We start from the raw sequence: 18,904 nt of genomic DNA, 5'->3' as shown, positions 1-18,904 counted from the left end.
CTCACGCCGTGCCGAAGCGCAGGCGGGATTTCTCACGCCGTTTCTCCGCCTCGACCTCGCGATCCCTAGGTGGGGCATTGGTTTCGAGCGACTTGAGCAGCTTGCGCACCACCTTCTCGATATCCTCCACCGCCTCGTGGAACGCCGCTTCATTGGCATGGGACGGTACGCTGTAGCCCGAGATTTTGCGCACGAACTGCAGCGCGGCATCATGCATTTCGTTGCGGGTGGCTGGTGGCTCGAAATTGAACAGCGGCTTGATGTTACGGCACATGGGCGGAACTCCGGTCTCTGGCGGGAAACGCTACACCGCAGCGATGTTTCCCGCCAAGCCAATCAGGCGAGGCCAGCAAACGGGTCCCGCCAGGCGTCAATCGCGTTGAGCCGGTCATGCCAGGCCAAGATATAGCGATAGCCGCCCACTGGGATTTTTGCGCGCTGCGCATAGGGCAGCGCCGATGCGACCCGGAAATCGGCATATGTCAGACGGTCGCCCACCAGCCACTGACGATCCGCCAGGGCAGCATCGAGAATGGTGGCGAAGCGGTGGAAGTCGGCTTCGATGCCCTCAACCACGGCGGGATCTGGCGGCCCCATCCAGGCCACTGCCGTATGATTGTGCCAGACGAGGCCCGCACCTGCGACGGTGAAGTGATGAGCGCTCCAGCTCACCCATTGCATGATGTCGACAGCGTGATCGTCGGGCCAGAATTCGCCGCCGGCGAGGCGCGCGAGGCGCAGCGCGATGGCGTCGGCCTCCCACAACGGCTTGCCATCCTCCACCAGCAGGGGCGCCAACGAATTGGGATTGAGCGACAGGAAGGCGTCGCGGTCCTTGCCCATGGGCTCGTAGCGAATGAGCTCGACCGGCGACTTGAGATGGCGAGCCACCGCAACGGCGACCCGGGGGTTGATGTTGTGGGTGTAGTAGAGTTGCCGCTCGACCATCACGACCTCCGCGTGAAGAAAGCGGAACGGTCCTGCCCGGTCACGCTATGCGTCTCGTCCCGCAGCGGCCGGATTTCCATGCTGACCAGCCCATCGAGTGGACCCGGTGCGGCAATGGCGACGGCCTCATCCAGGTTGGCGGCCTCGATGACCATGAAGCCGGCGACCAGTTCCTTGGTCTCGGCATAGGGTCCGTCGATGCGGACTGTCTTGCCGTTGACCTGACGCAGGTGCGCGCCGTTTGCCGGCCCTTCCAGCGGGCTTGCCATATAGAGCTTGCCGGCTTCGAACAGCGCGTTGTCGCCCTCGATGCAGGCATCCTTGATGGCGGTTCCTTCCGCCTCGCTCAGGCTCGCGGCGCCAGTGCCGGCATAGACGATGCAGAGATATTTCATGGGCATTCCTCCATCTGATGCATCTAGTCGACGCCATCAGGGTCGGATCGACATGATGCGCAGAATTTTTCTGCCTGTCTTGCCCATTGGCCGGCGAACGCCGACAGTGGCGCATCGAACTTGTAGTGGTGCTGGAATGGCTTACGGCGTGCATGCCTATGCGGATGACCTCCGCAACGCGGATATCCTGATTGCGGTCAATGATACGCTGGTGCCGCGCAACCAGGCCGTCGTCTCGGTCTTTGATTCCGGCTTCGTGCTCGGCGATGGCGTCTGGGAAGGACTGAGGCTGCACCAAGGCGGGATACCCTTCCTGTGGGCGCATCTCGAGCGGCTCTATGAAGGGGCCAAGGCTCTGGATTTTTCGGTCGGCCTGACGCCCGATGCCCTGGTCACGCGCATCTTCGACTGCCTTGCGGCCAATGGCATGACCGATGGCGTCCACATCCGCCTCATGGTCACGCGCGGCATCAAGGCGACGCCGTACCAGGACCCGCGGGTCACCATCGGTGACGCGACCATCGTCATCATCCCCGAATACAAGGCGCCCTCACCCAAGCCGGATGGGATTTCGCTCTTCACCTCCACCATCAGGCGCACGGCGCCTGATATGCAGGACCAGAAGCTCAATTCGCACAGCAAGCTCAACTGCATCCAGGCCTGCATCCAGGCGGCCAAGGCCGGGGCCGACGAAGCGCTGATGCTCGATCCGCAGGGGTTTGTTGCGACCTGCAATTCCACGCATTTCTTTATCGTGCGCCGCGGCGAGGTCTGGACTTCGACCGGCGACTACTGCCTGGGCGGCATTACCCGCGGCAACATCATCCGCGTGGCCGAGCGCGCCGGCATCACCGTGCGGCAGAAGAACTTCTCACTGACCGACGTCTATGGCGCCGACGAAGCCTTCGTCACCGGCACCTTTGCCGGTTTGACCGCGGTGCGCGAGGTCGATGGCCGCCGCATGGGCCATCCGCTGACCGACCCAGGCCCGATCCCAGGCAAGATGACACTGCGGCTGCAGGAGCTGTATCGAGAACTGATCGAAGAGGAGATCTATCGGCCATGACCATCCGCCGTATTGCCATGTGGTCGGGGCCGCGCAACCTGTCGACCGCGATGATGCGGGCCTTTTCGTCCCGAGGTGACTGTGCCGTCAGCGACGAGCCGTTTTACGCGGCCTATCTTGCGGCGACCGGCATCGTCCATCCGATGAATGCCGAAGTGCTTGCCAGCCAGCCACAGGACCCGCACGAGGTCGCAGCCGACATGCTTGGCCCCGTGCCGTCTGGCAAGACGGTCTGGTACCAGAAGCACATGGCGCATCACATGATCGAGGGCTTTCCGCTCGACTGGATGGACCACGTGACCAACGTCTTCCTGCTGCGCAGCCCTGAACGGGTGCTTGCCTCCTATGCGCAGAAGCGCGAAGAGGTCGCCCTGCGCGATATCGGCTTTGCTGAGCAGGCCAGGCTGTTCGACCGTGTCGCCCAACGAACAGGCAAGCCGCCGGTCGTCGTCGACTCCGAGGATGTACGCCGCGATCCGCACCGCGCCCTGTCGGCACTCTGCGCGGCGATCGACCTGCCGTTTTCCAAGGCCATGCTCAGTTGGCCGAAGGGACAGCATCCCGACGACGGAGTCTGGGCGCCGCACTGGTATGGGGCCATCTTCGAGAGCACCGGCTTCGCGCCACCCGACGACAAGGCCATCACCCTGCCCGACCGTCTGCGTGTTATCGCCGACCAGGCGCGGCCATTTTACGAGGCGATGGCCGCGCACAAGGCGTGAGCGTCAGAGATTGACCCACTGCCCGGATTTGCCCGAGGCCAGGATGGCATCGCAGACCCGGTTGGTTTCCAGCGCCTCGCGGAAGGTCGGAGCAGCAGGCTTGCTGGTTCGCACCCCGTCGAGGAAATCGGCAACCTGATGAGTGAAGGAATGCTCGTAGCCGATGATGAGGCCAGGTACCCACCATTTGCCCAGATAAGGGTGGTCGCCATCGGTGACCAGGATATTGGTCCAGCCCCGCTGGGCCCCGGCGACCGAATGATCGAAAAACTGCACGCGGTTCAGATCATGCAGGTCCCAGGCGAGCGAGCCTTTCTCGCCATTGATTTCGAGCGTGTAGCCGGCCTTGTGGCCGCGCGCGTAGCGCGTGGATTCGAACGTACCCAACGAGCCATTGGCGAAGCGGGTCAGCACGGCCGCAGCATCGTCGATGCCGACAGGTTTGTTCTCTCCGGTGGCCGCGTCCTTGCGCTCCTTGATGAAGGTTTCGGTCATCGCCGTCAGCGAGGAAATGCCGCCATTGATCCAGATCGCCGTGTCGAGGCAGTGGGCCAACAGATCGCCCGTGACACCCGAGCCGGCGGCGTCGACATCGAGGCGCCACGTGGCCTGGCCGCCTTGCGGCACGTCGGGGGAAATCGTCCAATCCTGCAGGAACTTGGCGCGATAGTGAAAGATCGTGCCGAGGCGGCCCGACTCCACCATCTGCTTGATCAGCATAACTGCCGGAACACGCCGGTAATTGTACCAGACCATGTTGGCGACGCCGGCCTTCTCCACCGCGTCTACCATCGGCTTGCCCTCCGCCTCGGTGCGGGCGAGAGGCTTTTCGCTCAGCACCATCTTGCCGGCCTGCGCAGCAGCAATGGCGATTTCGGCATGCAGGTCATTGGGCACGCAGATATCGATGGCGTCGATATCGGCGCGCTCGACCATGTGGCGCCAGTCGCTCTCCTGGCTCTCATAGCCCCAGGCCTCGGCGAAGTGGCGGACCTTGCTGACGTTTCGGGCCGCCACCGCCTTGAGCACAGGCCGATAGCCGGTGTCGAAGAAGTGGGAGACATTGGTCCAGGCATTGGAATGGGCGCGGGCCATGAAGCCATAGCCAATCATGCCGATATTGAGTTGCTTGGTCATGTCGGCCTCCTATTCGCGCCAGCCATGGGCGTCGCGCACCGCGACCATGGCACCGAGCACCTTGTTCCAGGTGTCCTGCCGCTCCATCACCGCATTGGGGAACATGCAACCGTCCCAGCAGATGTGGCGCATCTTTTTGGTGAGATTGCCCGAGCTGTCGCGCAGCCAGTAGCCCGCATGCTTGGTGACATCGAGCCGTCCATTAGGGTCGTCGATCTGGCAATGCCGACCGGTCTTTTCATGATCGCCCGAGCCGAAGGTCGTGCCATCGTTCTGCGCGACGTGGAAGTCCATCGTCCAGGGCCGCAGCGCATCCGCCACCTTTTTATAAGCCGCGTCGAGCGCCGCCTTGTCGGACCAGTCGAAGTCGGCGGGGAGCAGCCTGTCCTTCTCGGCATTGGCGCCGAGCACGAACAGCATCGAATGCGCCATATCGGCCTGGTAGCCAACGACGCCGGGCATGCCCACCATTTCGAGCAGCTTCACATTCTCGCGCCAGGAATGCATGCCGCCCCAGCAGATCTCGCCTTCCGCCACCAGGAACTCACCATGATCCTGGGCGATCTTGCCGGCAGCCCGAAAGGTCTCGGCAATGCGTCTGGTATTGCCTTCAGGGTCGGCGTCCCATGGACCGACGCCAACGGAGGAGTCGATGCGTACGCCGCCGCTGGGCCGGATGCCGATATCGCGCATCCACCGGCCGATGCGGCACGCCTTCTCGACCTGGCTGAGGAAGCGGGCCACCTCGGCATCGTCGCCCATCGCCGAACCGCCACCGGCGCCGCCCCAGATCGGTGCCACAAACGACCCGACGGTCAGCCCATAGCTGGCAATGTGGTCCGAGACGCGCTTGATGTCGTCCTGGCTGGAATCGATGGAGATATGCGGGTCGGCCAGCCAGAGGTCGATGCCATCGAACTTTTGCCCCTCATGCTCGGCGCCGGCGGTCAATTCCAGCAGCGTGTCGAGCCCAATGATGGGCTCGCTGTCGGGCGCGCCCTTTCCCACGACGCCTGGCCACGCCGCATTGTGCAGTCGCGGGTAGTTGTTGCGTTCCATCCCATCCTCCCTAAACCGCGCGGTGGGCTTATGCCCACTCGTTGCGATACGCTGGTGTCAATATGATACGCGCGTCTCAAATTGGTCAATGACCTCCGCGCCGCGCCGGACCATTGCCGCCCGCCGGCCGACGGGCTAGTGCTGACCCATGACCACGCAGCCGTTCGAAATCTACCTCGTCGCTACGCCGGGGCTCGAAACACCGCTTTGCGATGAGGCGCGTGCTGCCGGCTTCGACGCCACGGTGGTCGAGGGCGGCGTCGCCTTCACCGGCCTCTGGCCGGACGTGTGGCGGGCCAACCTCGAACTGCGCGGAGCCACCCGCGTGCTGGCGCGCATGGCCAGCTTCCGCGCCATGCACCTGGCCCAGCTCGACAAGCGCGCCCGCAAACTCGATTGGGCCGGCATGCTGCGCCCCGATGTGTCGGTAAAGGTGGAGGCCAGCTGCCAGCGCTCCCGCATCTACCATGCCGGCGCCGCCAGCCAGCGCGTCGCCAAGGCGATAGCCGAAGAACTGGGCGCCCCCATTGCCGACGATGCCCAGGTCCGCGTCATGGTGCGGATCGAGGACGACCTAGTGACCATCAGCGTCGACACCACAGGCGAGTCGCTGCACAAGCGCGGCTTCAAGGAAGGCGTGGCCAAGGCGCCGATGCGCGAAACCATGGCAGCCATGTTCCTGCGCCAATGCGGCTTCGACGGCAGCCAGACCGTGCTCGACCCGATGTGCGGTTCGGGCACCTTTGTCATCGAGGCCGCGGAAATCGCCCTGGGCCTGAAGCCCGGTCGCGAACGCAGCTTTGCTTTCGAGCACCTCGTTGGCTTTGATGCGAAGACGTGGGACAAGCTGCGGTCCGCAGCCGCAGCGAAAACACCGGGCGCCCGCTTTTATGGTTCGGATCGCGATGCCGGCGCCATCCGCCTGGCCAACGAGAATGCCGAACGCGCCGGCGTAAGCGATTGGGTGCGCTTCGAGCAGCGTACGATCGAGACGCTGGAGCCGCCCCCGGGGCCCCCGGGGATCTTCGTCGTCAACCCACCCTATGGCACCCGCATCGGCAACAAGGCGCCGCTCATGGGCCTCTATAGGACCCTTGGCAATGTCATCCGCGCCAGGTTTCCCGGCTGGCGGGTGGGGATCATCACCACCGACAAGGACCTGGCCAGGGCCACCGGCCTGGGGTTGAAACTGACCGAACCCACCGTTCTCCATGGCGGGCTGCGCGTGGGATTATGGCAGCTGTGAGCGATCCGGGGATGGAATTCGCTTTCGAAACCGAGATCATCGAATGGCGCGGCCCATCCCCGTTCTTCTTTGCCCCTGTTCCCGCCACCCACGTCGCTGACATCTCCAGCGCGGCCCGGCGGGTGAGTTACGGCTGGGGTATGATCCCGGTGACGGCGGCAATCGGCGACATCACCTTCACCACCTCGCTGTTTCCCAAGGACGACGGCTACCTGCTGCCGCTCAAAGACGCGGTGCGCCGCCAGGCCGGCCTTACCGCTGGCGACTCCGTCACCGTGACCATAAATATCCGGCCGCGATAAACATCGTCACAGCATGTCCAGCAACTTGGTGACCGTGCCCCAGGTGCGGACGGTCATGGACTTGTAGAGCGGCGAGGCCATCATCCGGTTCAGCCGGCTCTTGGTGCGCTTGGCGCTGAGGCGCTGGGAATAGATGACGCCCTTGCCCGGCCACAGCGTATCGACACCCTCGAGCGGCGAGAATGCGGTCAGCGCTTCCTTCGGGCTGAGACCCATCAAGAAGATCGCGTCCGAGTGATATTTGTCCGGCTCGTCGCCGAAACCCCTGGGCCGGTCATCGACGACGGCCTTGAGCTGGCTGCGGCCTAGCACGAGGACCTTGACGAGGTCGCTATCCAGTTCGAAGGCGCTGACCAGTTCCTTCTCGATCTTGCTGGCGATGCTGGCCGCTCCAAGGTCGGACTGCACGATGGCATTGCCGCTCTGGATATAGGTGCTGACATTTTCGAAGCCGAGGTCTTCCAGAAACGACCTCAGCGCCGCCATCGGCAGCTTGTTCTTGCCGCCGACATTGATGCCGCGCAGCAGGACCAGATAGCTGTTCCCGGCGGTCATGACAGAACTCCTTTTCAGCCCACGGGCTGGCTATCGGTGAATACCGCATACTGCGCCGCGAAGGCGCGCTTGAAGGCGGGCCGCGCCTTGCCGCGGGCGACATAGGCGAGGAGGTTGGGATAGTCATCCAGCAGGCTCGTCGTCTCGAGGCGCCGCAGCAGCCCCACCATCATGATGTCGGCGGCGCTGAAATCGCCATCGAGCCAATCGGCCTCGCCTAGCCGGACGGACAATTCGCCCAGCCGTTTGCGCACATTGCCGTCGAGCATGATCTGCCGCTCGGCAAACCAGCTTTTGTCGCGTTCGATCAGCCAGGCGGCTTCGCGCTCGATGATCGGCGCCTTGAGCGTGTCGACGGCGGCGAACATCCACATGATGGCCCGTGCCCTGGCATTGGGCTCCTCGGGCAGGAGGCCGAGATGGCGCTCGGCGATATGCAGCACGATGGCGCCCGATTCAAAGAGGGATAACTCGCCGTCCTCGTAGGTCGGGATCTGCCCGAAGGGGTGCACCGCCCGGTGCGCCGGGGCCTTCATGGCCTGGAACGACACCAGCCGGACATCATAGGGCTGGCCGACTTCCTCCAGTGCCCAGCGCACCTGCATGTCGCGGGCCAGGCCCCGGCCGCGGTCGGGGGAGGTCGCGAAGGCGGTGATGGTGGCGGTCATGACGAGGCTCCGGTGGGTGGACTTCATCCAGACAACGAACGAGACGAGCACGCCTCGACAGCCGAGCCAAGTTTTCTTTGCACCCGGTCAGGCGGCGACGCCCTCCATGCGGACAAAGCCGCGCCGGAGGGCGGCAAGGCAATCCGGATCGATGGCCGTTCCCAGGTCGGCTTCCATGATGACGAAGGCCTGGCTGACGGGCATGGCCTTGCGATAGGGGCGGTCGGCGGTGAGGGCATCGAAAATGTCGGCGGTGGTGACGATGCGCGTATCGCGATCGATCTCGTCGGACCTGATGCCTTTGGGATAGCCCTTGCCGTCGAGGCGCTCATGATGGTCGCCGGCGACCCGCGCCAGGTCGCGCAGGGCCGATATCTTGGAGAGGATGATGCGGCCCAGTTCGGGGTGCCGCTTGATGGCGGCCCATTCGGCCTCGTCGGGCTTGCCCGGCTTGTCGAGCACCGCATTGGACACGCCCAGCTTGCCGATATCGTGCAGCAGCGCGGCGCGACGGATCCAGCGGCGGCGGTCGGGCGCATAGCCGAGTTCCTCGGCGATGAGGTCGGCGAACAGGGCGACGCGGTCGCTATGGCCCGCCGTGAACGGGCTCTTGGCATCGACCACGCGGGCAAAGCCGGCGGCGATGTCATCGAGATAATCCTCGTCGACCGCGCGCATCAGCGCATGCGGTTCGAGATCGACGACCCTGACATCGAGGTCATTGCCGAGGAGCGGCGCCCAGAACTGGGGATCGCGGCCGATCGCGGCCAGTATCGCGGCGAGATCGGGATCGAACCAGCGGCCGGCGCGCGACGTGACTTCGGCTATCGCCGCCTCGGGGCCCCCGCGCATGAAGAACACATCGGCCACCTGCGCCATGAGCGCGATGCGCCCGAACAGCGAAATCCGCGTCCCCGTCAGTCCCAGCGGCTGGCCGCTGCCGTCCCAGTGCTCGTCGAGATCGAGAATGCCCTGCGCCACGTCTTCGGAAAACCGCATGCTGCGGGCGATATCGGCGCCGCGCTGGCAGCGGGTTTCGATCAGCTCGCGCGAGATTTCGCCGCCATTGCGGGCAATGTTGACCATGGCCTGCAGCCGCTCGACCAGACCCGAATTGCGCCCGGTATGGGCGAGGAGAAAGCGCAGGATATCAGGCAGGCTGCTGTCGACGGTCTTGTAACCCGCCTTGAAGCTCAGATCGTCGGCCAGGTAGAGCTGGCAGATGCGCGCCGCATTGGAACTGCAGCCGATATCCTTGAGCAGCAGCGTATAATAGAGCTCCGAGAGCTGGGCGGGTTCGAGGCCCAGTTCCATGCCCACATGCATGCCGATCCAGCAACAGCGCAGGCTATGGCCGACCGGCTGGCCCTCGGTGATGTCGAGCGCATAGCTGAGCGCGCCGACGACTTCGGAGAGGTGGATGGTGGCTGTGGTCATGGGACACTCCCGATGCTGCGGGGAGGATAGCGCGCAATGCTTAAGGGGAGTTGTGGACGCATGGTCAATTCTGGGAGTTGCCCACGTCCCGGTCACCCCCTCCCAACCTCCCCCATCAAGGGGGAGGTGCCGTTCCGTGCCTGGTGCGAGATGGCGCCAAAGAGTGGAGGGAAACCTCCCCCTTGATGGGGGAGGTAGGGAGGGGGTGAAGCTGCGAGTGGCGTCAAGATAAACTCCTGAAAGGCGGGCTGCGCCGCCCAGCATGATATGCCGCCCGGCTTTCGCTTACGGTTACGGAGCGCAAGAGCGCCCTAGATCACGGCATGAAGCGGCTTTCGCCCCGACGGCTTGCGCCGCCTGATTGATTATTGAAGAGGCGAAAGCCGCTTCACACGACTGGGGTTTTGGGCAGGTTCGGGCCAGGTACGCTGTGTCGCAAGCGCAGCTGCCGGGTTTCCCCTGCCTGGACCAGGCGACCCCGATCCACCCATCTCCCCGCCCGATGCTTCGTCGGCACCGCGTGAGCGGCGGGAATGGGCGGAGTATGGCGCGTGATTTTGGGGGGCGGGGATAAGTTTTTGTTGGGCACAAAGGTTTACCCCACCCACCGGCCGTCACCCTCGGGCTTGACCCGAGGGCACTTCACTTGACGACGTCATCCCAGAGATCACGCCATTCCGGGTTGTGCTCTTCGATCAGCGCATGCTTCCAGTGGCTGTACCATCGCTTCAGCGACGTTTCGCGCTGAATGGCCATGGTGATGTCCGCATGCTGCTCGAAATACACGAGGCGCTTGATGTCGCGGGACTTCGTGTATCCCTCGACCATACCCTCCCGATGCTCATAGACCCGGCGAACCAGGTCGTTGGTCACACCGATATAGGTGCGCCCGCGTCGCATATTGGCAAGGATGTACACAAAGCCGCCCATTGCCGACATCTTGAAGTACAGAGCCCTCTGGTCAAGCCCGAGAGTGACGCGCGGTGGGGGGGTGGAAATCGGGGCGACCTGGTGTGGGCGCGTGCCGCTTCCGGTACCCATCACCGGCCGCCACCCCACCTGCCGTCACCCTCGGGCTTGACCCGAGGGCTCTTCACTTGACGATGTCGTCCCAAAGGTCGCGCCATTCGGGGTTGCTCTCCTCGATCAGCGCATGCTTCCAGCGGGCGTACCATCGCTTGAGCGACGTTTCGCGCTGAATGGCCGTGGTGATGTCGTCATGCTGCTCGAAATACACGAGACGCTTGATGTCGCGGGACTTCGTATATCCTTCGACCAGCCCTTCACGGTGCTCATAAACCCGACGAACGAGATCGTTGGTCACACCGATATAGGTGCGCCCGGGTCACATATTGGCCAGGATGTATGCAAAGCCGCCCATTGCCGGCATCGTGAAGTACAGAGCCCTCGGGTCAAGCCCGAGGGTGACGCGCGGTGAGTGGGTGGAATTGGGGATCGACCCTAATGCGGGCACGATGCCCACCCCCACCCACCGTGTCATCCCGGCGAAGCCGGGATCCGTCCTAACAGGCTAGTCAAGCCGCGGATAGCCAGCGCTGCTGGCGGCTGAGGTCGCACCTCGGGATGGATTCCGGCCCTCACCGGAATGACATCAACGCAGTGCGACTGATCCCGACTCCTAGAGAAGTGTGACATCGGTCCGCGAGCTTCTTGAAGAGGCTCGGCCTTATCCTACACGCTTGCCCGTACAGAAGCAGAAGAAAGCTCGTTTGGGGGCCCATTAGCCTGCGACACAACATCACGAGTGCATGAATCACGCATTGTTCGCCTTGACACCAGGCACGAACAGAACCAAAACACTTCTGGCTGTGATATCCACACGCTCTGAGCTTGTGGTGATAAAAGCGCCAGGATAAGAGGGGAATGTCCATATCGGACAAACCCCTCTTCTGATTCGTGCCAAGCTGCACGACGCAGGGCGGCACGCGACCAGGTTCTAACACTGCAGGGTTTAGCGCCGCGGGGTCCACGAAGCAAGGAGTTCCCGCTTCATGACTACCCTACCGTCCGTGGTCGATTGGACCACCTACTTCCAGCCTCCTCCGCCGGCGCATCCCCACATCTTGGCGGTTGCTTACGACTTGTACCGTGAAGGCCAGAACTACCGCGGTCTCATCGAGAAACTTGAGGCGCTCGGGGCCATACGCATTCAGCAGTCCCTCTGGTGGACGGCGGTCACAATGGAGCCGCTCCAATTCCGGCAGTTGTTGCTCCCGTTCGCTGACTACAACGACAGCCTGATGGTAATGAAGGTGACTTCGTTCGCCGGCCATGAGATGCGGCCTGATATCCATGCTTGGATTCAGCGGCACGCTATTGCGGCTGGCATGACGCTGACGGCGGCCTGACCGCCAACCTAGTAAGTCGCCAATTGGCGACTTACACCCTACCAAGGACCTTGCCCACGCAACTCGTCGAGCTGGCGCCTTCGACGGCCCCCTTCCCTTCCCCCCTCACTTCGGTTACACCGCCCACCTAACCACCCGGTCCAAGCCTTCCCCGAGCGCCGCAACGCCCTGTTGCCGTGCGCATGTGGTGCGGGTGGTCACGAGCCGGGTGATTCTCTCGCCCGACCCAGCGTCAATGACGCGCACTAAAGTCGAGCGAGCACCATGCCAAAACGTACCGATATCAAGTCGATCCTCATCATCGGTGCGGGTCCGATCATTATCGGGCAGGCCTGTGAGTTCGACTATTCCGGCACCCAGGCGTGCAAGGCGCTCAAGGAAGAGGGCTACCGGATCATCCTGGTGAATTCGAACCCGGCGACGATCATGACCGATCCGGACCTGGCCGACGCCACCTATATGGAGCCGATCACCCCCGAAGTGGTCGCCAAGATCATCGAGAAGGAGCGCCCCGATGCGCTGCTGCCGACCATGGGCGGCCAGACGGCGCTGAACTGCGCGCTGTCGCTGCGCAAGATGGGCGTGCTGGACAAGTTCGGCGTCGAAATGATCGGCGCTACGGCCGAGGCCATCGACAAGGCGGAAGATCGCGAACTGTTCCGCGACGCCATGAAAAAGATCGGGCTCGAAACCCCGCGCTCGATGCTGGCGCATAACACCATCGAGGCGCTGCAGGCGCTCGAAGTAATCGGCCTCCCCTGCATCATCCGCCCCAGCTTCACGCTGGGCGGCACCGGCGGCGGCATTGCCTATAACCGCGAGGAATACCTCAATATCTGCGAGAGCGGCATCGACGCCTCGCCGACCAATGAGGTGCTGGTCGAGGAAAGCGTGCTCGGCTGGAAAGAGTATGAAATGGAAGTTGTACGCGACAAGAAGGACAACTGCATCATCGTCTGCTCGATCGAAAATATCGACCCGATGGGCGTCCATACCGGCGACTCCATCACCGTCGCCCCGGCGCTGACGCTGACCGACAAGGAATACCAGATCATGCGCGACGCCTCGCTGGCGGTGCTGCGCGAGATCGGCGTCGAGACCGGCGGCTCCAACGTGCAGTTCGGCATCAATCCGGCCGACGGGCGCATGGTGGTGATCGAGATGAACCCGCGCGTGTCGCGCTCGTCGGCGCTGGCGTCCAAGGCCACCGGCTTCCCCATCGCCAAGGTCGCGGCGCGGCTGGCGGTCGGCTACACGCTCGATGAACTCGACAACGACATTACCGGCGGCATGACGCCCGCCTCGTTCGAGCCGACCATCGACTACGTGGTGACCAAGATCCCGCGCTTCGCCTTCGAGAAGTTCCCCGGCTCCGACCCGCGCCTCACCACCTCGATGAAGTCGGTGGGCGAGGCCATGGCCATCGGCCGCACCTTCCAGGAATCGCTGCAGAAGGCTTTGCGCTCGCTGGAAACCGGCCTCACCGGCCTCAATGAGATCGGCATTCCCGGCATCGGCGAAGGCGAAGACAAGAACGCCATCAAGGCCGCCTTGGGTACGCCCACCCCGCAGCGCCTGCTGCACGTGGCCGAAGCGATGCGACTGGGGCTGAGCCTCGAGGACATTTTCGAGGCCTGCAAGATCGACCCGTGGTTCCTCGAGCAGATGCAGGGGATCGTCGACACGGAGAACAAGGTCAAGCAGTTCGGCCTGCCCCAGGATGCGCAGAACCTGCGCGCGCTCAAGGCCATGGGCTTCTCCGACGCGCGGCTGGCCCAGCTGGCCAATGTGAAGCCCTCGGATGTGCGCAAGCTGCGCCATTCGCTGGAGGTTCGCCCCGCCTATAAGCGCATCGACACCTCGGCTGCCGAATTCGCCTCGCCGACCGCCTATATGTATTCGACCTACGAGACCCCGTTTGCCGGCAAGGTGGACGACGAAGCGCGTCCGTCCGATCGCAAGAAGGTGGTGATCCTGGGTGGCGGGCCGAACCGCATCGGCCAGGGCATCGAGTTCGACTATTGCTGCTGCCATGCCGCCTTCGCCCTGGCCGACGCCGGCTACGAGACCATCATGGTCAACTGCAACCCGGAAACCGTGTCGACCGACTACGACACATCGGATCGCCTCTATTTCGAGCCGCTGACCGAGGAAGACGTCATCGAAATCCTCTTGACCGAGAAGCAGAACGGCACGCTGCACGGCGTCATCGTGCAGTTCGGCGGACAAACGCCGCTGAACCTGGCCGAAGCCGTGCAGAAGGCCGGCGTGCCGATCCTGGGCACGCAGCCCGATGCCATCGACCTGGCCGAAGACCGGGATTTGTTCTCCAAGCTCCTCAACAAGCTCGAACTCACCCAGCCCAAGAACGGCATCGCCTATTCGCTGGAGCAGGCCCGCCTCGTCGCCGAGCGCCTGGGTTACCCGCTGGTGATCCGCCCCAGCTACGTGCTGGGCGGCCGCGCCATGGCCATCGTCCATTCGGCCAACGAATTCGAGCGCTATGTGCAGGACACGCTGACGGGCCTGGTGCCGCCCGATATCCTGCAGCGCTACCCCAACGACAAGACCGGCCAGATCAATTCGGTGCTGTCGGACAATCCGCTGCTGTTCGATGCGTATCTGTCGGGCGCCACCGAAATCGACGTCGATGCGCTCTGCGACGGCAAGGACGTGTTCGTCGCCGGTATCATGGAGCATATCGAGGAGGCCGGCATCCATTCGGGTGACAGCGCCTGCTCGCTGCCGCCACGCAATCTGAGCCCGGAAATCCTCGCCGAGCTCAAGCGCCAGACGGCCGAACTCGCCTTCGCGCTCAAGGTCGGCGGGCTGATGAATGTGCAGTATGCGCTCAAGGACGGCGTGATCTACCTGCTCGAGGTCAATCCGCGTGCCTCGCGCACGGTGCCCTTCGTCGCCAAGGTGATCGGCCAGCCGATCGCCAAGATCGCCTCGCGCATCATGGCCGGCGAGAGCCTCGCCAGCTTTGGTCTCGTCGAAAAGACCTTCAAGCATATCGCCGTCAAGGAAGCCGTGTTCCCGTTCAACCGCTTCCCCGGCGTTGACACGGTGCTTGGCCCGGAGATGAAGTCGACCGGCGAGGTCATCGGCCTCGACACCGATTTCGCCATGGCCTTCGCCAAGTCGCAGATGGGCGCCGGCCAGAAGGTGCCGACGGCGGGCAAGGCCTTCGTCTCGGTGCGCGATGCCGACAAGCAGTATATCGTCGACATGGCGCGGCATCTGGTCGAGGCCGGCTTTGAAATTCTCGCCACCGGCGGGACCCAGAAGTATCTCAGCGAAAACGGCGTGCCGGCCACCAAGATCAACAAGGTGCTCGAGGGCCGTCCGCATATCGTGGATTCGATGAAGAATGGCGGCGTGCAGCTGGTGATCAACACCACCGACGGCATGAAGTCGATCAGCGACTCGCGCGACATCCGCCGCACGGCGCTGCTGGCCAAGATTCCCTATTACACCACCATCGACGGCGCGCTGGCAGCGGTGGAAGGGATCGTGGCGCTGCAGAAGGGAAGCCTGGTGGTTCGCCCGCTGCAGGATTACTTCGCGGCTTGATTCGTTAGCGACCCGGCCGGTGACGGCCAGGACGTAGCCCCAAAGCTCAATCGTCACCCTCGGGCTTGACCCGAGGGCCCTGCACTCGCGGAGCGGTCGGCAAGTATAGAGCCCTCGGGTCAAGCCCGAGGGTGACGTTCGGCGCGCGAAGAGACATTCGCGCTCGCTCGGCATGCAAAAGTTGACACCCAGGCTTTCCTGGCTATGCTTTCACGCACCATGATGATGATCCAGTCATACAAGTTCGCAGTGTTCCTTGGCGCCTGATGGCGCCCTTTCCGGGCACTCGTTGAGCGGTTTCCGCTCGATCCGGCCGCATCGCGGCCCTGCGAACTCATGGATTTTCCAATGCCTGGCACTTTGCCCGCGCTTTCGACAGCGCAAATCGACGCATTCATCACCGACGGCTTCGTCCGCATCGACAATGCCTTTCCCGCCGAACTGGCCGACCAGGGTCGCGCTATCCTGTGGAAAGCCACCGGCTGCGACCCCGACAATCCCGCCACCTGGACCAGGCCGGTCATCCGCCTGGGTGGCTATTCCGACCTGCCATTCAGGCAGGCCGCCAATACGCCGCGCCTGGTCTCGGCCTATGACCAGCTTGTCGGCGAAAATCACTGGGTGCCACCACAGGGGCTGGGCACCTTTCCAGTGCGCTTTCCCTCGCCGGACGAGCCGGGCGACGACGGCTGGCACATCGATGGCAGCTTCACCGGCGACGACTTCCAGGACTTCCTCGATGTCCGCGCCAACGTGGTTTCCCGCGGCCGCGCCCTGCTGATGCTGTTCCTGTTCTCAGATGTGGGGGAGGACGATGCGCCCACCCGCATCCGCGTCGGCTCGCATCTGGAGGTCGCACGCTATCTCGCGCCGGCGGGTGATGCCGGGCGATCCCTGCGGAACATGATTGCCGACCGGCCCGACTGGTTCGATACCGGCAAGGAGGCATTGGCGACGGGCCCCGCGGGGACCGTCTATCTCTGCCATCCCTTCCTTGTGCATGCCGCGCAGAAGCACCGGGGCAAGGTGGTCAAGTTCATGGCCCAGCCGCCACTGATGCCGCGGGGTGAGCTGGTGCTGGAGCGGGCCGATGGGACGTATTCGCCGGTGGAACTGGCGGTCAGGGTGGCCCTGGACAAGTAGCAGAATGGTGGGCGGGTACTGCCCCGCCCACCCATCAGTCCTCTTGAGTTACCGGAAAGCTGCTTCCGCGCCTTGCCGGAAGAAAGCTGCTACTTGGTCCAGGGCGCCGTCGACATCGTCGTCGGTGACGTCAAGATGGGTCACCCAGCGCTGGCGGGCATAGCCGAACATGCCGACGCCCCGGCTCTGGAGGAAATCGGTGAGCCGGCTACCCAGGCGCTCCTCGACATCCACGAAGACAATGTTGGTGTCGGGCATCACCACCTTGAGTGAGGGGAAAGCCGCCAGCCCCTCGGCCAGCCGGCGCGCCCGACGGTGGTCCTCGGCCAGCCGATCAATATTGTTGTCGAGCGCATAGAGCCCGGCCGCGGCGAGAATGCCGGCCTGCCGCATGCCGCCGCCCAGCATCTTGCGATGCCGGCGCGCCTTGTCGATCAGGTCCTGCCGCCCGCTGAGCACCGAGCCAACCGGCGCCCCGAGCCCCTTGGAAAGGCAGATCGAGACGCTGTCGAATGGCGCAGTGAACGTCTTGATGTCGGTGCCGAGCGCCACGCAGGCGTTGAAGGCGCGGGCCCCGTCGAGATGGAGGCCCAGACCATGGCGCCGGGCAATGTCGGCCACCTGCCCCATATAGTCGATCGGCAGGATCCTGCCGCCAAAGGTGTTCTCGAGCGCGATCACGCGGGTGCGGGCATAGTGATGATCGTCGGGCTTGATGGCCTTTTCGATATCGCCAAGATCCATCGTGCCGTCGGCCTGGTGCGCGATGGGCTGCGGCTGGATCGAGCCCAGCACTGCCGCCCCGCCGGCCTCGTGGCTGTAGAGATGGGCATCCTGGCCGGCGATGTATTCGTCGCCACGGCCACAATGGCTCATCAGGGCAAGCAGGTTCGACTGCGTCCCCGATGGCACGAAGATGGCTGCATCCTTGCCCAGCATCGCCGCCATGCGCTGCTCCAGCCGGTTGACCGTCGGGTCATCGCCGAACACGTCATCGCCGACCTCAGCCTCGGCCATGGCAGCACGCATGCCGGCGGAGGGACGGGTCACCGTATCGGAGCGGAAATCGTAGCGGATGGTGTTCATGGCAAACTCGGCACCTGGAGGAACGCCTTTGTGCCAAGCTGCGGGCGGTTTGCCTAGCTGTCAGGCAGCCACGTTGCCGCCCTGACCGTCATTGGCGGCCGTCAGTTCGACAGGTGGGCGGCGCGCCACGATGAGCATGCCGGTTATGGGAGCCCCGCGGTCCTGGCGCAGCACTGCGGTCTCGAAGCGCAGGATCTCAAGGCCCGCGACCACCAAGGTATCGCGCGTTGCCGCAATGCCATGGGCGTAGCGCAGCGATGGGCGAAGGAACAGCGGCTCGGGACCATCATGGGCTTCGAGCGAAAACGCCAGCAGCCCGCCCGGTTGCAAGGCCGGCACCAGCGCCGCGAGCACCGGTGGCAATGCGCCGCAATAGATGAAGACATCGGCGGCGGTCACCAGGTCGGCCTCCGCACGGCGCGCGGACAACGCGGCCACCAGCTCAGCCTTCTGCAGGCTGTCATAGATGCCCTTGCGGGCGGTTTCGGCGATCATGGCGGCCGATACGTCGATGCCCTCGAGGAAGGCAACCTTTTCGCGCAACTGCTCGCCCATCAGGCCAGTGCCGCAGCCAAGGTCCAGCGCCCGGGCGAAGCCGCCAATGCCCAGTCGTGCCATCTCCTGGTTGACCAGTGCATCGAGCATCTGCGGTACGCGGTAGCCCAGCCGCTCAACCAGGGACTGCTCGAACTTTGGCGCATACTGGTCGAACAGCGCCTCGACATAACTGACGGCCGTGCCATCGGCGGCCCTGCCCGCCCCGTGTGCCGCAAGCTTGAGCCCGGCGCCGAACACGCCCGCATCGTCGAGGGCCTCCAGATGCCGCCAGGCTGAAATCGCGCCGGCCAGGTCACCCGCCTTTTCGGCGTAGCTGCCCAGCATGTCCCAGCCTGCAGCCCAGCCGGGGACAATATCCAGCGCCTGTGTCATGAGGTCCGCAGCCGCGGCGTGGTCGCCGCTCTCGGCCAGCATCTTCGCGTAGCCGGCACGGCGGTCGGGGATGACGTCGCCGGAGGAATGAAACGCCTTGGTCAAGACGATGTGATCTCTGGGGGCAAGCGGGCCTGATCGCCCGGCGGGCGGCGGTTTGCCGCAAATCGGGACGGAAAGCAAGCGCCTCGCGACGCGCCAATCGCAGGTGCGACCATTGAGACGGTTTGCAGGACACCATTTTGCGGTATTGTGGCTTGTCCGG

General features: G+C 64.0%; 19 protein-coding genes. 7 read left to right on the top strand and 12 right to left on the bottom strand.

Annotated elements, in window-relative coordinates:
• Position 1 precedes the first annotated feature (1 nt).
• The 3 genes from JI749_RS07830 to JI749_RS07820 form a co-directional block, all read right to left on the bottom strand.
• Entirely contained in the window at positions 2–274 is a 273-nt protein-coding gene (locus JI749_RS07830; protein ID WP_201661884.1) for a DUF2277 domain-containing protein, read from the bottom strand.
• Between the two features lie 62 nt (positions 275–336).
• A complete protein-coding gene (locus JI749_RS07825) occupies positions 337–948 on the bottom strand; it encodes a glutathione S-transferase family protein (RefSeq protein WP_201661881.1) in 612 nt (203 codons plus the stop codon).
• On the bottom strand, positions 948–1,343 hold the full coding sequence (locus JI749_RS07820; RefSeq protein WP_201661878.1) for a YciI family protein: 396 nt from the start codon (positions 1,341–1,343) through the stop codon (positions 948–950). Before JI749_RS07820 ends, JI749_RS07825 begins: the two co-directional genes overlap by 1 nt.
• A gap of 136 nt (positions 1,344–1,479) precedes the next feature.
• On the opposite strand from JI749_RS07820, the gene JI749_RS07815 reads away from it, so the two are divergent.
• Positions 1,480–2,409: an aminotransferase class IV gene (locus JI749_RS07815; RefSeq protein WP_201661875.1), complete on the top strand. Its 930-nt coding sequence runs from the start codon at positions 1,480–1,482 to the stop codon at positions 2,407–2,409.
• Entirely contained in the window at positions 2,406–3,131 is a 726-nt protein-coding gene (locus tag JI749_RS07810) for a sulfotransferase-like domain-containing protein (RefSeq protein WP_201661872.1), read from the top strand. The genes JI749_RS07815 and JI749_RS07810 overlap by 4 nt, the downstream gene beginning before the upstream one ends.
• A 3-nt stretch (positions 3,132–3,134) precedes the next feature.
• Here JI749_RS07810 and JI749_RS07805 read toward each other — a convergent pair whose 3' ends face one another.
• Together JI749_RS07805 and JI749_RS07800 are read right to left on the bottom strand one after the other, a co-directional pair.
• Entirely contained in the window at positions 3,135–4,268 is a 1,134-nt protein-coding gene (locus tag JI749_RS07805) for a Gfo/Idh/MocA family protein (RefSeq protein ID WP_201661866.1), read from the bottom strand.
• A gap of 9 nt (positions 4,269–4,277) precedes the next feature.
• Positions 4,278–5,327, bottom strand: a complete 1,050-nt coding sequence (locus JI749_RS07800) for a TIM barrel protein (RefSeq protein WP_201661863.1) — start codon at positions 5,325–5,327, stop codon at positions 4,278–4,280.
• A gap of 148 nt (positions 5,328–5,475) precedes the next feature.
• Between JI749_RS07800 and JI749_RS07795 the strand changes: the two genes are divergently transcribed.
• Together JI749_RS07795 and JI749_RS07790 are read left to right on the top strand one after the other, a co-directional pair.
• Positions 5,476–6,573 carry a THUMP domain-containing class I SAM-dependent RNA methyltransferase gene (locus JI749_RS07795; RefSeq protein WP_201661860.1) on the top strand — a complete coding sequence of 366 codons (1,098 nt, stop codon included), beginning with the start codon at positions 5,476–5,478 and terminating at the stop codon, positions 6,571–6,573.
• 11 nt (positions 6,574–6,584) lie between these two features.
• Positions 6,585–6,875: a DUF1905 domain-containing protein gene (locus JI749_RS07790; protein ID WP_201661857.1), complete on the top strand. Its 291-nt coding sequence runs from the start codon at positions 6,585–6,587 to the stop codon at positions 6,873–6,875.
• A gap of 6 nt (positions 6,876–6,881) precedes the next feature.
• Here JI749_RS07790 and JI749_RS07785 read toward each other — a convergent pair whose 3' ends face one another.
• From JI749_RS07785 to JI749_RS07765, 5 genes are all read right to left on the bottom strand, one after another.
• Positions 6,882–7,430, bottom strand: coding sequence for a DUF1697 domain-containing protein (locus JI749_RS07785; protein WP_201661855.1), 549 nt, complete (start codon positions 7,428–7,430; stop codon positions 6,882–6,884).
• 14 nt (positions 7,431–7,444) lie between these two features.
• Positions 7,445–8,098 carry a glutathione S-transferase family protein gene (locus JI749_RS07780; RefSeq protein WP_201661853.1) on the bottom strand — a complete coding sequence of 218 codons (654 nt, stop codon included), beginning with the start codon at positions 8,096–8,098 and terminating at the stop codon, positions 7,445–7,447.
• An 87-nt stretch (positions 8,099–8,185) separates the two neighbouring features.
• On the bottom strand, positions 8,186–9,535 hold the full coding sequence (locus JI749_RS07775; RefSeq protein ID WP_201661851.1) for an HD-GYP domain-containing protein: 1,350 nt from the start codon (positions 9,533–9,535) through the stop codon (positions 8,186–8,188).
• 642 nt (positions 9,536–10,177) lie between these two features.
• A complete protein-coding gene (locus JI749_RS07770) occupies positions 10,178–10,465 on the bottom strand; it encodes a GIY-YIG nuclease family protein (RefSeq protein WP_201661849.1) in 288 nt (95 codons plus the stop codon).
• Between the two features lie 163 nt (positions 10,466–10,628).
• A complete protein-coding gene (locus JI749_RS07765; protein ID WP_233280920.1) occupies positions 10,629–10,865 on the bottom strand; it encodes a GIY-YIG nuclease family protein in 237 nt (78 codons plus the stop codon).
• Positions 10,866–11,547: 682 nt separating this feature from the next.
• Between JI749_RS07765 and JI749_RS07760 the strand changes: the two genes are divergently transcribed.
• The 3 genes from JI749_RS07760 to JI749_RS07750 all read left to right on the top strand — a co-directional run bounded on the left by JI749_RS07760 (position 11,548) and on the right by JI749_RS07750 (position 16,623).
• Positions 11,548–11,904, top strand: coding sequence for a hypothetical protein (locus JI749_RS07760; protein ID WP_201661847.1), 357 nt, complete (start codon positions 11,548–11,550; stop codon positions 11,902–11,904).
• 264 nt (positions 11,905–12,168) lie between these two features.
• Entirely contained in the window at positions 12,169–15,480 is a 3,312-nt protein-coding gene (gene carB, locus JI749_RS07755) for a carbamoyl-phosphate synthase large subunit (RefSeq protein WP_201661845.1), read from the top strand.
• A gap of 348 nt (positions 15,481–15,828) precedes the next feature.
• A complete protein-coding gene (locus JI749_RS07750) occupies positions 15,829–16,623 on the top strand; it encodes a phytanoyl-CoA dioxygenase family protein (RefSeq protein ID WP_201661827.1) in 795 nt (264 codons plus the stop codon).
• A 48-nt stretch (positions 16,624–16,671) separates the two neighbouring features.
• Here the strand turns inward: JI749_RS07750 and ltaE are convergent, their stop codons facing one another.
• Positions 16,672–17,709, bottom strand: coding sequence for a low-specificity L-threonine aldolase (ltaE, locus tag JI749_RS07745; RefSeq protein WP_201661824.1), 1,038 nt, complete (start codon positions 17,707–17,709; stop codon positions 16,672–16,674).
• A gap of 60 nt (positions 17,710–17,769) precedes the next feature.
• Positions 17,770–18,744: a methyltransferase gene (locus tag JI749_RS07740; protein ID WP_201661821.1), complete on the bottom strand. Its 975-nt coding sequence runs from the start codon at positions 18,742–18,744 to the stop codon at positions 17,770–17,772.
• Positions 18,745–18,904 lie beyond the last annotated feature (160 nt).

The sequence above is a fragment of the Devosia oryziradicis genome (assembly GCF_016698645.1).
GTDB lineage: Bacteria > Pseudomonadota > Alphaproteobacteria > Rhizobiales > Devosiaceae > Devosia > Devosia oryziradicis.
This window is presented reverse-complemented; position numbering and strand designations above follow the sequence as displayed.